The sequence below is a fragment of the Bacillus sp. 165 genome, assembly GCF_017742235.1.
Classification (GTDB): domain Bacteria; phylum Bacillota; class Bacilli; order Bacillales; family Bacillaceae_G; genus JAGHKQ01.
Genome location: NZ_JAGHKQ010000005.1, coordinates 212,807 through 227,037 on the forward strand (window position 1 = coordinate 212,807; position 14,231 = coordinate 227,037).

Annotated in this window: 11 protein-coding genes; 4 read left to right on the plus strand and 7 right to left on the minus strand. The window is 39.7% G+C overall.

Features of this window, described 5'->3' with window-relative positions; all coding sequences use genetic code 11:
* Positions 1-63: 63 nt before the first annotated feature.
* The gene (locus J7Q84_RS10435) at positions 64-1,275 is read right to left on the minus strand and encodes an acetyl-CoA C-acetyltransferase (RefSeq protein WP_481747546.1); all 1,212 of its coding nucleotides are present in this window, start codon (positions 1,273-1,275) and stop codon (positions 64-66) included.
* 82 nt (positions 1,276-1,357) lie between these two features.
* Entirely contained in the window at positions 1,358-3,472 is a 2,115-nt protein-coding gene (locus J7Q84_RS10440) for a (Fe-S)-binding protein (RefSeq protein WP_209094484.1), read from the minus strand.
* Between the two features lie 256 nt (positions 3,473-3,728).
* Between J7Q84_RS10440 and cls the strand changes: the two genes are divergently transcribed.
* From cls to map, 3 genes are all read left to right on the plus strand, one after another.
* Entirely contained in the window at positions 3,729-4,925 is a 1,197-nt protein-coding gene (gene cls / locus J7Q84_RS10445; protein WP_209094485.1) for a cardiolipin synthase, read from the plus strand.
* Positions 4,926-4,937: 12 nt separating this feature from the next.
* Positions 4,938-5,894, plus strand: a complete 957-nt coding sequence (gene uvsE, locus J7Q84_RS10450) for a UV DNA damage repair endonuclease UvsE (protein WP_209094486.1) — start codon at positions 4,938-4,940, stop codon at positions 5,892-5,894.
* Positions 5,895-6,266: 372 nt separating this feature from the next.
* Complete coding sequence (gene map / locus J7Q84_RS10455; protein WP_209094487.1) at positions 6,267-7,019, plus strand: type I methionyl aminopeptidase; 753 nt, start codon at positions 6,267-6,269, stop codon at positions 7,017-7,019.
* Between the two features lie 74 nt (positions 7,020-7,093).
* Here map and argS read toward each other — a convergent pair whose 3' ends face one another.
* The 4 genes from argS to speE all read right to left on the minus strand — a co-directional run bounded on the left by argS (position 7,094) and on the right by speE (position 11,246).
* Positions 7,094-8,764, minus strand: coding sequence for an arginine--tRNA ligase (argS, locus tag J7Q84_RS10460; protein ID WP_209094488.1), 1,671 nt, complete (start codon positions 8,762-8,764; stop codon positions 7,094-7,096).
* Positions 8,761-9,201 carry a YwiB family protein gene (locus tag J7Q84_RS10465; RefSeq protein WP_209094489.1) on the minus strand — a complete coding sequence of 147 codons (441 nt, stop codon included), beginning with the start codon at positions 9,199-9,201 and terminating at the stop codon, positions 8,761-8,763. The genes argS and J7Q84_RS10465 overlap by 4 nt, the downstream gene beginning before the upstream one ends.
* A gap of 248 nt (positions 9,202-9,449) precedes the next feature.
* Positions 9,450-10,328 carry an agmatinase gene (gene speB / locus J7Q84_RS10470; protein WP_209094490.1) on the minus strand — a complete coding sequence of 293 codons (879 nt, stop codon included), beginning with the start codon at positions 10,326-10,328 and terminating at the stop codon, positions 9,450-9,452.
* A 90-nt stretch (positions 10,329-10,418) separates the two neighbouring features.
* Entirely contained in the window at positions 10,419-11,246 is an 828-nt protein-coding gene (gene speE / locus J7Q84_RS10475) for a polyamine aminopropyltransferase (RefSeq protein ID WP_209094491.1), read from the minus strand.
* 280 nt (positions 11,247-11,526) lie between these two features.
* Here speE and J7Q84_RS10480 point away from each other — a divergent pair, with 280 nt between their 5' ends.
* Positions 11,527-13,581, plus strand: a complete 2,055-nt coding sequence (locus J7Q84_RS10480; RefSeq protein WP_209094492.1) for a transglycosylase domain-containing protein — start codon at positions 11,527-11,529, stop codon at positions 13,579-13,581.
* A 104-nt stretch (positions 13,582-13,685) separates the two neighbouring features.
* Here the strand turns inward: J7Q84_RS10480 and J7Q84_RS10485 are convergent, their stop codons facing one another.
* On the minus strand, positions 13,686-14,204 hold the full coding sequence (locus J7Q84_RS10485; RefSeq protein WP_209094493.1) for a YwhD family protein: 519 nt from the start codon (positions 14,202-14,204) through the stop codon (positions 13,686-13,688).
* Positions 14,205-14,231 lie beyond the last annotated feature (27 nt).

Sequence of the window (14,231 nt, forward strand, 5' to 3'; positions counted from 1 at the left end):
TGAGCTTCTCCCTTTTCATGTTCTAGCAATCTAGCTTTCTGCTAAAGATGCAAAGTTCTAATTTTAATGTACTTCAATCATAATAGCGTCGCCGCCGCCGCCGCCGCTGCAAATAGAAGCAATACCGATTCCACCGCCGCGCTGCTTCAAGGCATGAATCAAGGATACAACGATACGGGCACCGCTTGCACCGATTGGGTGTCCCAGTGCGACCGCACCACCATGTACGTTCACCTTATCAGTGTCCAATCCGGCAATTTTAGTACTTGTTAAAATAACAGCCGCGAACGCTTCATTGATTTCAAACAAGTCAATATCTTCTACTTTTTTACCTGTTTTCTTTAATAACTCGTTAATAACTAATCCTGGAGTTCTTGGGAAATTTTTCGCTTCTGTCGCCATTGCCGTATGACCTAAAATTGTTGCAATCGGTGTTCTTCCCTCTTGTAATGCTCGCTCTTCGCTCATTAATACAAGCGCTGCCGCTCCATCATTCAGACCCGGGGCATTCCCTGCCGTTACCGTTCCATCAGCACCAAATACCGGTTTTAGTTTTGCAAGCTTCTCTACTGTAGTGTCCTCACGAGGAGATTCGTCGTGCAATACCGTAATTGGCTCTCCTTTTCGTTGAGGGACCGTTACAGGAACAATTTCTTCTGTAACTAAACCTTCTTTACGTGCTTTCACTGCTCTCATATGGCTGATATAAGCCCACTCATCTTGGGATTCCCTAGAAATCTCTTCTTCTTTCGCCACGTCACTGCCATACGTTCCCATATGAATGCCGGAAAACGCACATGTTAGACCATCCGCCAAGTTTAAATCTAAAAGCTCGCCATTCCCCATACGGTACCCCCAGCGTGCTCCCTTCAAAAGGTACGGGCTTGTACTCATGGACTCCATACCGCCTGCCACGATTAAAGATTGATCGCCTGTACGGATGATTTGATCTGCAAAAGTAATGCTTCGCATACCGGAAGCACACACTTTATTGATAGTTTCCGCACGGGTTTCCCAAGGGATTCCCGCTAGCCTCGCTGCCTGGCGTGATGTAATTTGCCCTTGCCCTCCTTGGAGCACATGACCAAAGATAACTTCCTCTACATCGTTAGGCGCCACATTTGCTTTTTCTAATGCACCTTGAATTGCAATGCCCCCAAGCTCCACTGCTTTTACATCTTTCAATGCACCGCCGTATCTTCCAATCGGTGTTCTTACTGCACCTAGAATTACTGTTTTCGTCATCTTAACTCCCCCATTCTTAAAGCTAAGCATCTCGATTGAACGCTCGCTCGGTTTGTCGTCTGTAAAAGAGGCGTACACCTGTACACCCTTTTATTCTCATGTGACCTGTAAATTATGAAGCTGCCTCTGTTTTATCTCCTACTACAGAACGCTCTAAAATTTCTGTAACATCCAATGTTTGTACTTGCTCTTCTACCTCTTTGGCTTTCGTGCCGTCAGAAATCATCGTTAAGCAATATGGGCACCCTGTGCTGATTACAGAAGGCTTTACAGCAAGTGCTTGTTCTGTTCTTGCTACGTTAATGCGCGTACCTGCTGTTTCTTCCATCCACATTAAGCCGCCTCCGGCTCCGCAGCACATTCCGGTCTCGCGTTTGCGCTCCATTTCAACAACTTTAACACCCGGAATCGCTTTTAAAATGTCACGAGGTGCTTCATACACTTCGTTATATCGCCCTAGGTAACAAGAGTCATGATATGTGATAGTTTCATTCACAGTATGAATTGGTTTCAAACGGCCTTCTTTCACCCATTGATCCAACAACTCTGTATGATGGTATACTTCTGCTTGTAAGCCAAAGTCTGGATACTCATTTTTAAAGATGTTGTAGGCATGCGGATCAATTGTTACGATTTTCGTTACGCCCGCTTTTTCAAACTCTTCAATATTTTTATTAGCAAGATCTTGGAATAAGAACTCATTTCCTAAACGACGCGGTGTATCTCCTGAGTTCTTTTCTTTGTTTCCAAGAATAGCAAACTTAATGCTTGCCTCATTCATCAACTTCGCAAATGATAAAGCAATTTTCTGGCTGCGGTTATCAAAAGAACCCATAGAGCCTACCCAGAATAAATATTCAAATTCTTCTCCTGCCTTACTTACCTCTTTCACAGTTGGAATATGAACATCTTCTCGAGCATCGCGCCAGTCTTCGCGCTGCTTTCTGTTTAATCCCCACGGATTCCCTTGACGCTCGATGTTTGTCATCGCCCGTTGTGCTTCTGCGTCCATATTTCCTTCTGTTAAAACAAGGTAACGGCGAAGGTCAATAATTTTATCTACATGCTCGTTCATAACTGGACACTGATCTTCACAGTTACGGCACGTTGTACATGCCCATATCTCTTCTTCTGTAATAACATCGCCGATTAAGCTTGGGCTATACTCCAACACTGCCGCTGCAGACTCTTGCTGTCCTTTTCCCGCAGCCGATAACGCCAGCTGATTGCCCTGCGTATTGTTAAATGCAAAAGCTGGTACCCAAGGTGTACGAGACGTTACAACTGCTCCCGTATCTGTTAAATGGTCACGAAGCTTCAAAATCAAGTCCATTGGAGAAAGCATTTTACCTGTCCCCGTTGCCGGACACATATTTGTACATCTTCCACACTCTACGCAAGCATATAAGTCAATAAGCTGCGTTTGTTTAAAATCTTGAATTTTTCCAACACCAAACGTTTCTTGTGTCTCGTCTTCAAAATCAATTTTCTCCAGTTTTCCTGGATTCGTTAAGCGGCCGAAGTATACGTTTGCCGGACCGGCAATTAAATGTGCATGCTTAGATTGCGGCACGTACACTAAGAATGTAAGAAGAATCAATAAGTGTACCCACCATGCGAAGTAAAACACAACCGTTGCAGCTGTTTCTCCAATGCCAGAAAAAATGTATGCGATTACAGAAGCAATCGGTTCACTCCATGACGCTTCTCCGCCATCCAAAATAATACCCATTCCGTTTCCAAGTAGAACAGAAAGCATTAATCCCCCGATAAAAATAAGAACGAGGCCTGATTTGAAATTACGCTTTAAACGAACAAGCTTTTCAATATAGCGTCTATGAAACGCCCAAAATACTGCAGTTAAAATGACTAAGGTGATAATTTCTTGGAAGAAAGTAAATGCAGGATACAGTGGTCCAAGCGGTAAATGTGACTCAGGCACAAGTCCTTTCCAAATAAAGTCCAGCGCTCCGAATTGGACTAAAATAAAACCGTAGAAAAACATGACGTGAATAAGGCCACTTTTTTTATCTTTCAAAAGCTTTTTTTGGCCGAAGACATTAACTTTGACGCGATCCCAGCGTTCTTTTACTTTGTTATCAAATTCAATCTTTTTTCCGAGCCTTATATACTCAATTCTTGTTTTAATCAAATAAGCAAATAGATAGAGTGCATATCCTGTCACTGCAAGAAAAGCGCACCAATTAACCAGAAGCCACACGTTCATCTCGTTTTAACCCCTCTCTTATGACTGACGACGTTACTAAAATAAAAATTATATTAGAAAATTACCTCCTTTTAGATAATAATTAATTTTCTGAATTCATACCCTACTTTCATTATAGTATGAGTGAGCATTCAGTCAACCCTTTTTTTGTTATACAACAATACAAATTCTTTCGACACAATGAAACGCATTTTCAATCATAATCCACCCAACATCAGGCGAAACTAAAAACACTTGAATCTGGAGGGGCTCCCGTATGCTTACTTTTTTTACTTTCTTGCTCGCCTTGTTACTTATTTGGCTGCCAGTTGATTTTTATCTAGGCAGAAAAGCTCAGCTAAAACGTGTGAAAAAACGGATTCTCCCGCTACGTCAAAGCGATTTTCGTTTATATACAGATGGAAAAACATTATACGATGACCTATTTCAAGATATACGAAATGCAAAAGAACATATCCATATTTTATTTTTCATTGTAAATAATGACACAGTAAGCAATGAGTTTTTAACCATACTAAAGAAAAAAGCTCAACAAGGAACAGAAGTACGCTTACTGCTGGACCGTATCGGCAGCCATCATTTATCAAACAAAGCGATAGAGGAGCTCCGAGATGCTGGAGTCCATTTTTCCTTTTGTCATAAAATCCGATTCCCGTTTTGGTTTTACTCACTGAATCAACGCAACCACCGTAAAATTACAATTCTCGACGGAAAAATTGGTTATATTGGCGGATTTAATATAGGAGAAGAATATCTTGGTCACAATCCTAAGCTTGGAAACTGGCGAGATTATCATTTGCGCCTGACTGGAGAAGGAGTGGTGGATTTACAGCAACAGTTTTTACATGATTGGTATGATGACACGAAAGAATATCTTATTCGTGAAACAAAATACTTTCCGCCTTTAGAAAAAGGAACTGTTCCTCATCGCTTTATCCCAACGGATGGTGCCTACTTAAAGCAAACATTCTTGGACTTAATTCATAATACGAAAAACGAATTATATATCGGTACACCGTATTTTGTTCCAGGAAAATCGATAATGAATGCACTATTAGACGCATTGCACAGGGGAGTGAAGGTAACGATTCTTGTTCCTCTTAAATCAGATCACCCTTTTGTTAAAGAAGCTGCGTTTCCTTACTTTCGTAAACTGCTGCGCGCAGGCTGTAAAGTGCATCAATTTGAAGATGGTTTTTTTCACGCTAAGATCGTTAAAGCAGATGAAACAGTGTGTGATATTGGCACCGCTAATTTTGATTTAAGGAGTCTGTATATCAACCATGAAATGAACTGTTTGCTCTATGAATCGCCATTCATGGATATTGTCACAAAAGAAATAGACCAAGATCTTGAAAATTCACGCAAACTTACACTTGAGCACTTTGAACATATCACTATGAAGCAAAGATGCAGAGAGTGGATTGCTGCAACAATTTCTTTTTTTTTATAGGGAGTGGACATATTGAAAATCCGATTCGGTTATGTATCTCATGCACTATCTCTCTGGGAATGCTCACCTGCCAAAACTATGACCTTTACTAGATGGAAGCAGCTTAATCAACAAGAACGCGAAGAGAAGCTCTACACGATTACAAAAGAAAATCTTCGCAATACATTAAGAATATTACACTATAACATTGCCCATGAAATTCATCTCTATCGCTTTTCTTCCTCCATGGTGCCATTAGCCACTCATCCAGAGGTGAACTTTGATTATGTAAATTTATTTCGAAATGAATTTAAAGAAATTGGAAATCTAGCGCAACAATATAAATTACGTGTCAGCTTTCATCCTAATCAATTCACATTGTTTACAAGCGATAAGCCTCATATCACAGATAATGCAGTGGTAGATATGGAGTATCATTACAATGTATTGAACGCTATGGGGATTGCAGATAAGTCCTTTATTAATATTCATGTTGGCGGGGCTTACGGTGATAAAAACGCTGCTATCCGGCGTTTTCATGACAATCTTCGTAAGCTTCCTGTGCACATCAAAAAACAAATGACATTAGAAAATGATGACAAAACGTATACAACTGAAGAAACATTATCAGTATGTAAGCATGAACATATTCCACTTGTTTTTGATTATCACCACCACTATGCAAATCCAAGTGAAGCTCACCTTGAAGAACTGCTGCCACTTGTATTTCAAACATGGGAGCATACAAACCTTAATCCGAAAGTTCATTTATCTTCACCTAAAAATGAAAAAGAATTTCGAAGTCACGCCGAATTTGTAAATGCTGAATTTGTAAAACCTTTTTTCCAAATAGCAAAAAGCACACAACGAGACTTCGATGTTATGATCGAAAGTAAACGAAAAGATCAAGCCCTCTTTCAGCTTATCGAGGATTTATCAAAAATGAGAGGATTTAAGCGGATAGCAGGAGCAGAAATTGAAATTAAATAAAGATTCCTCAAATGATTTCAAAAACATAAGAAAACCAAGGAAATCCTTGATTTCTCACTGAAAAAGCCCCGAATATTCGGGCTTTTTCAGTTTATACAGCTCAGCTTCAATGGTAGTTATCGAAGAAAGTATCTCTGATGACTCCAGCTATGCAGCATATAACAAAGTTGTGCTTAATTATTACACACTTTTCCCCTATAATTTTTTGAAATTTTATTGAAATAATTTCCTGGAACGTTCTATCGTCCTGTCATCTTGTAACTGCCAAAAGCCTGAGCAGGAAAAGTGATATATCATATGGAATATTTTGAATCGCCTATGCAATCATGCTAATATAAAATAACATATCCTATGTTAGAAAGTAGGTTTTCTATGATTATTACAAATGAACAGGAATTAGCAGGATTACGTAATATTGGACGAATCGTGGCGCTGGCTCGTGAGGAAATGAGGCGTCAAGCAAAGCCCGGCATGACGACAAAGGAATTGGATTTAATCGGAAAAAGAGTGCTGGATGAGCATGGTGCAGAATCGGCACCAGAAAAGGAATACGATTTCCCAGGTGTTACTTGTATCAGCGTGAACGAAGAGGTAGCTCATGGTATTCCGGGAGACCGTGTATTAAAAGACGGTGATTTAATTAATATTGATATTTCCGCTGCACTGGACGGGTATTATGCGGATACTGGAATTTCTTTTGTTATAGGTCAAAGCGATGAAATAAAAGAACGTCTTTGCCAAACTGCCGAAAGTGCTTTTTGGGAAGCAATGAAAAAGGCACGGGCAGGAGCCAAAAAAAATCAAATTGGCAGAGCAGTTTGGAATGAAGCTAAAAAGAATGGTTTTACAGTCATTAAAAACCTAACTGGTCACGGCATCGGCCGCAGCCTTCACGAAAAGCCGGATCATATTCTAAACTACTTTGATCCTATGGACAGTGAGCTCTTAAAAGAAGGACTTGTCCTTGCAGTAGAACCATTCGTATCAGCGAAAGCAGAATATATTATTGAAGGCGGAGACGGGTGGACATTTTTAACACCTGATAAAAGTCTTGTAGCACAATGTGAACATACGATTGTCATTACAAAAGGAGAACCCATCATTTTAACAGCTCTAGAAGATTAAAAAAGACCTGGTCTACTAAGGCCAGGTCTTTTGAATAATATTGAGAACAAAACGCACCGTATCTTCTTTCTATATTACATCTTCTCCGGCGCTGCTACCCCAATAAGTTTCAATGCATTTTGAATCGTAATTTGTACAGCTTTCATAAGCTCATAACGAGCGTTACTCTTTTCTAAATTGTCGCGATCTAACACTTTTTCTGCGTTATAGAAGCTGTGAAGAGTAGATGCTAATTCAAACACATAATTGGTCATGCGATGAGGCAAGCGTTTTTGTGCAGCTTCTGCTACTGCTGCTGGGAATTCTCCAAGCTTTTTCAATAAATCAAATTCTTTTTCAGAATCAATCAACTTATAATTTACCTCTGTACCTTTCCCTAAGCCTAGCTCTTCTCCTTGACGCAGAATGCTGCATACGCGTGCATGAGCGTATTGGGAATAGTACACTGGGTTTTCGTTCGATTTAGATACTGCTAAATCCATATCAAAGTCTAAGTGAGAATCTGCACTGCGCATTGCGAAGAAATAACGCATTGCATCTACACCAACTTCTTCCATCAATTCACGCAGTGTAACAGCCTTTCCGGTACGCTTACTCATCTTCACTTTTTCGCCGTTTTGGTATAACTGTACCATTTGGATAATTTCTACTTCGAGCATCTCTTTATCGTATCCCAAAGCTTGAATAGCAGCCTTCATACGAGGAATATAACCGTGATGATCTGCTCCCCAAATATTAATCAGCTTTTCGAAACCACGCTCTAGCTTATCTCGATGATACGCGATATCTGGTGTTAAGTATGTGTAAGATCCATCTTGCTTAATCAACACACGGTCTTTGTCATCTCCATAAGCAGTAGAATGGAACCACGTTGCACCATCTTGCTCATAAATTTCATTGCGCTCTTTTAATACTGCCAATGCCTCGTCGATTTTACCGTTATTATAAAGAGACGTTTCAGAATACCAAACATCAAAATGAACACGGAAATTTCCTAGGTCCTTTTTCAGCTTTTCTAACTCATATTTCAAACCGTACTCACGGAAAAACTCGTAACGTTCCTTTTCATCTGCATGTGCATAACGATCGCCAAACTCTTCCGCCAAGCTCTTACCAATTCCGATGATATCTTCACCATAATATCCGTCTGCCGGCATTTCTTTGTCCATCCCTAAAGCCTGCATATAACGCGCTTCTACAGAAAGAGCCAGGTTATGAATTTGATTGCCTGCATCATTAATATAATATTCACGGCTTACATCATATCCTGCTTTTGCAAGCACATTACATAATGTATCACCAACAGCTGCACCCCGGGCATGCCCTAAGTGTAAGTCCCCTGTAGGGTTTGCTGATACAAACTCTACCTGTACCTTTTGGCCTTTCCCTGCATTAGTTTCACCATATGCTTCTCCTGCCTGTACAATCACAGGTATCAAGTCTGTTAAATAACTATTATCCATATAAAAGTTAATAAAACCTGGTCCTGCAATTTCAATTTTATCGATGGATGCTTTTTCCTTATCAAAGCTGTTCACCAATTCCTCTGCAATTACTCGAGGTGCTTTTTTAGCTATACGTGCTAGCTGCATGGCCATGTTTGTAGAAAAGTCGCCGTGCGCTTTCTCTTTTGGCACTTCTAACACAGCATCAGGAGTTTGTTCTTCTGGAGCTAAACCTGCTTTTAGTACAGCTGCTTTAATTTCTGCTTTCAATAACTCTTTCACTTGCTCTAGAGTATTCATTTTCTTTCCTCCTTAAAGTTGATTGTAATCGTATATCGTCCTGCTTCCGTTTCATTTAAAAGCAAAGCATACGTAACAAATAACTGCCCCTTTTTTGTTTTATCCGACCAATCGAATAGGACATTGTCTGTTTTTGTATCCAATGAAAACACACCGAGCTCACTTCTATAGGTTCCTTTTGTCCATTCCCCTTTTTTATGTACTTGTCTCATAGAAACAACACCAGAACGCATAATAAGGACACTCTCATCCTGTATTTTTATAATTGTGTCGATGTCCCCATGTTCGTTCGGTTCTTGAAACTTCAGGTATGTATTTTGACCCTTTACATAGTATAGACCAACAGCTTCAAAAGCAACGGTTTCCTTACGCGTTCCTTCTCGGATTTGTGTAGTAAATTTCAGCTTCACGGGTAAGCCTGCGGATTGATTGTCCACGTTCTGCACACCTTTCAATCTTGTATATACATAATAAAATTAGCATGAACATAATTAGCATATTTATAAGCGCACTTTCACTATCATATCAAAAAATATACTATGTTTCACGCAGAATATGGTCTGAACTCTTTGCCGGCCCGCTAATACTTTTTGCACGATCGAGTAATCTTAAGCAAAATGAGCCTTCTTATAACGATAAAAACGCTTGGATACTGCTTTATCCAAGCGTTTTTTATATTTCATGTTTAGCGCTTTTGCACTAATCCAAGGATAATTTCACGAATCAATTTGCTCGCCACAACTGGAGTTTGCTCGCTATGATCATATACCGGCGCTACTTCTACAACATCTGCACCGACTACCTTCACATTAGAATTTGCGATTTCCATGATGGAAGCCAACAATTCTTTTGATGTGATACCGCCTGCTTCTAATGTACCTGTACCCGGAGCATGAGCTGGATCTAACACGTCAATATCAATTGTCACATATACAGGACGTCCTGCCAGTTTAGGCAATACTTCTTTAAGAGGAGCATGTACGTCAAATTTAAAGAGATTCATGCCTACTTCCTTTGCCCACTGAAACTCTTCCTTCATACCAGAACGAATTCCGAAAGAATACACGTTTTGCGGACCGATTAAATCACACGCTTTTTTAATTGGCGTGGAGTGAGATAATGGTTCACCTTCATAAGAATCACGAAGATCAGTGTGTGCATCCATATGGATGATAGCTAGATCAGGGTATTTTTTATACATTGCCTTAATAACCGGCCAAGATACTAAGTGCTCACCGCCCATTCCTAATGGGAACTTGCCGTCTGCCAATAATCCGTCGATATACTCTTCGATCATATCAAGGCTACGCTGTGCATTCCCAAACGGAAGTGGAATATCACCTGCATCAAAGTATTTTACTTCTTCTAATTCACGATCCATATATGGGCTATATTCTTCTAATCCGATAGAAACTTCGCGAATACGAGAAGGGCCAAAACGAGAGCCTGGACGGAAGCTTACAGTCCAATCCATTGGCATACCGTAAATAACCGCTTCCGCCTCTTCATAGCTTGGATGACTTTTAATAAAAACATTTCCAGAATATGCTTCGTCAAAACGCATACTTTTTCCTCCTTTATGTATGAAGAACGCCTTAGAAAAGGCGTTCTTTTTCATTTATATCTTTTTGTTTCCTTCCCATAAGGAAAGCTCTTATTTAATTAAATCGCCAACAAACTTCGGTAAAGCGAAAGCAGCTTTGTGAAGCTCTTTTGTGTAGTACTTTGTTTCAATTTCATGGAAACGCTCTTCGCTTACTGCAAGAGGATCATGTTTTTTAGAACCCATTGTGAATGTCCACAAACCACTTGGGTATGTCGGAATGTTCGCTGTATATAGACGTGTAATCGGGAAGATTTCCTTTACGTCTCTAAATACTGTTGAAATCAATTCTGGTGTGAACCAAGGGTTATCTGTTTGTGCCACGAAAATACCGTCTTCTTTCAATGCCTTAGAAATACCCGCATAAAAGCCTTTTGTAAATAGATTTACTGCAGGCCCTACAGGCTCTGTAGAGTCTACCATAATTACATCGTATACATTCTCGCTTTGAGCGATATGCATGAAGCCATCATCAATTTTTACATCAACACGAGGATTTTCCAACTCTCCAGCAATTTCAGGTAAGTATTTTTTAGAGTATTCAATTACTTTTCCGTCAATCTCTACAAGAGTTGCTTTCTTCACGCTTGGATGCTTTAATACTTCACGAATAACTCCACCGTCACCGCCGCCTACTACAAGAACATTTTCAGGGTTTGGATGAGTGAATAATGGCACGTGCGCCACCATTTCATGATACACGAACTCATCTTTTTGAGTTGTCATTACCATGCCATCTAAAATCAGCATATTACCGAATTCTTCTGTTTCTACCATATCAAGCTTTTGGAATTCCGTTTGCTCTGTATGTAAAGTGCGTTTAATTTTCGCAGTAATACCAAAGTTTTCTGTTTGCTTTTCTGTGAACCATAGTTCCATTTTGTTATCCACTACCCTTCTTTTAGACTTTTTGTCCCTTAATCAAAATAAAACAAATAACCAAAAATGTATAGCGAAAAGTAAAAAAATCAGTAATTTTTTTAAGCATAGTTTCTTTTCCTCTTCTCTGAACCCTATTGTACTTTTAGGAGCCCGATCCTGCGCTTAAAAATCCAGGTGTAAAAGCTGCAGGGCTGAAGAATAAACTTCCGCTATATTAGTTTAAAAAAAAGCAAATCCCTCAATACTAATAAGAGCATTTTGTATAAGGGGGATGCACATGGAACTTACCATAAATAAAAGAGCTATTAAATATGTGCGTGCTGTTCTTATTATTGGTTCGCTGGCTTCATTTATACTTGCCGCAATTGTTTCCATAATATTTTTAGCTGCTAAAATTGCAGGTCCGCCACCTATAGCAGTGCCGCAAACAACTGTCTTTTATGCGAATGATAATTCTGTCATTGGTCAAAGCCATACTGGACAAAACCGCTATTGGATCGATATGGAGCATATTTCTCCGTATGTAAAGTACGCCACTTTAGCAGTGGAGGATCAACGTTTTTACGACCATCACGGCTTTGATGTCAAACGGATTGCAGGTGCTTTACTTGCGGACGTACGGGCGATGGCCAAAGTACAAGGCGCCAGTACTATTACCCAGCAATACGCACGTAATTTATACCTTACCCACGATAAAACATGGAAACGAAAAGTAGTAGAAGCGTTATATACAGTTCGCCTAGAAGTGAACTACAATAAATCACAAATTTTAGAAGGATATCTCAATACTATTTACTATGGACACGGTGCGTATGGAATTGAAGCTGCTTCACGTTTGTATTTTGGTAAATCCGCAAAAAATTTAACATTAGCAGAAGCAAGCATGCTTGCTGGAATCCCAAAAGGTCCAGGTTATTTTTCTCCCTATATTAACGAAGCAAGGGCAAAAGCACGGCAAGCCTTAATTCTGAAGGAAATGGAAAAACAAGGGTTTATTACAAAAACACAAAGAGATAAGGCAGCGCAAGAAAAGCTTTTTTATCACCCTCTTGAACAGGCAAAAGCGCCAACAATTGCACCATACTTTCAAAACATGGTGCAATCTGTACTTATAAAAGAGCTGGGTATGGATGAACAAACAGTACAGCGCGGCGGCTTGCGCATATATACGACTTTAGATCGAAATGTACAAGAAATAGTGGAAAAACAGGTACAAGACATAATTCCTGCTTCATCAGAAATTGAAACAGCTGTAGTATCTATGGATCCTGGAACAGGAGAAGTGAAAGCTCTTGTGGGAGGGCGAGATTATAAGAAGAGCCAATTTAATAGAGCTACGCAAGCCTATAGACAACCCGGTTCTTCGTTTAAGCCCTTTTTGTATTATGCTGCTTTAAAACAAGGATTTACACCCGTAACGCGTTTAAAAAGCGAATATACAACCTTTAAAATGAATGATGGGGTATCAACTTATAAACCTTCAAACTACAACAATTACTATGCCGATGAATTCATCACCATGGAAGAAGCATTAGCTGTTTCTGATAATATCTACGCAGTGAAGACTCACTTATTTTTAGGTGAAAAAGCACTAGTGAACACAGCAAAGGAATTCGGAATTTCAAGCAAACTAGAGGCTATTCCTGCTTTAGCATTAGGAACTTCTCCAGTAAAACCGATTGAAATGACAGCTGCTTACGGCATGTTTGCTAATGGAGGTAAGAAAGCTAAACCGGTGTTTATCCGTAGGGTCATTGACCAAGACGGCAATGTTCTGTATGATTCTCACTTAGAAAGAGAACAAGTACTAGATAAAGATATAGCATATGTAACAGCACAAATGATGACAGGTATGTTCAATCCGAAGCTTGGCAGCTATACTTCTGTAACTGGACAAACCATCATGAACAAATTAACTCGAACCTATGCAGGAAAATCAGGTTCTACTAAAACCGACAGCTGGATGATTGGCTTTACTCCGCAGCTCGTAACAGGTGTTTGGGTTGGATATGATAAAGGAAAAATTATTACTAACCCTAGTGAACAGCGCTATGCAAAGATAATTTGGGCAAATGTTATGGAAGAATCGCTCAAAGATGAACCAAAAAAGAAATTCACAAAGCCTGCAGGAGTGGTAGGGCTGAATATCGACCCTAGAAACGGAAAAATTGCCACAAAAGACTGTCCTATTTGGATAAAAATGTATTTTGTGAAAGGGACAGAGCCTACTGAATATTGTATGGACCATCTTCATGAACCAGATAGTTTTAACGATATGAAAATCAAAGCAAAACAACAAGAAAAGTGGTACAAAAAATATCTTCCTTGGTAAATACGAAACGCCTGCGGGAATGCCGCAGGCGTTTCGTTGTCCTAGTTTTTAAATGTAAATCGGTATCGGTTATAGTTTACTTCAATTCCAACAATTGTACAAGATTATTCGTTATTTAAAAGATCCGTTTTTAACTTTTCACTTGAGAGGTTCCACATGCTTTCATCATGGTTCTTTAGGAATTGTGCCAATACATGTTTAGACTTTTCATCCATATGGTCAACAAGAATATGGCGCTTTAATGATTTATCCATTTTATTCACATGTTCTGGCAAAGATTTATATCCCCGGCGTATTTCACGATCTACGGTCATTTCACAAGCTGTCGCACCCGCATAATAAGCCCCTTTCTCTGTGCGTTCTATCGTTACCCACACAAGCCAATATGGTTTTCCATTCGGCACTTCATCTTTGTTTGCCAAAAATTTAATTCCTTTTTCCACTACGCTTCTTGCATGCATAGCCCCTATATCAACGAATGCTTCTCCTTCCGTCACATCGATAAACACCGGAGAAATATTCTCTAAGCTCAAAGCTCCAACTCCGAATCCGCCGTGCCCGCTTGTCGAATCATTTTTTAATATATTGAACCCAATCGCTTTCTTTTTTGGTTGTTCTTCCATTGGAATACCTCCCTGCTCCACTTTTAA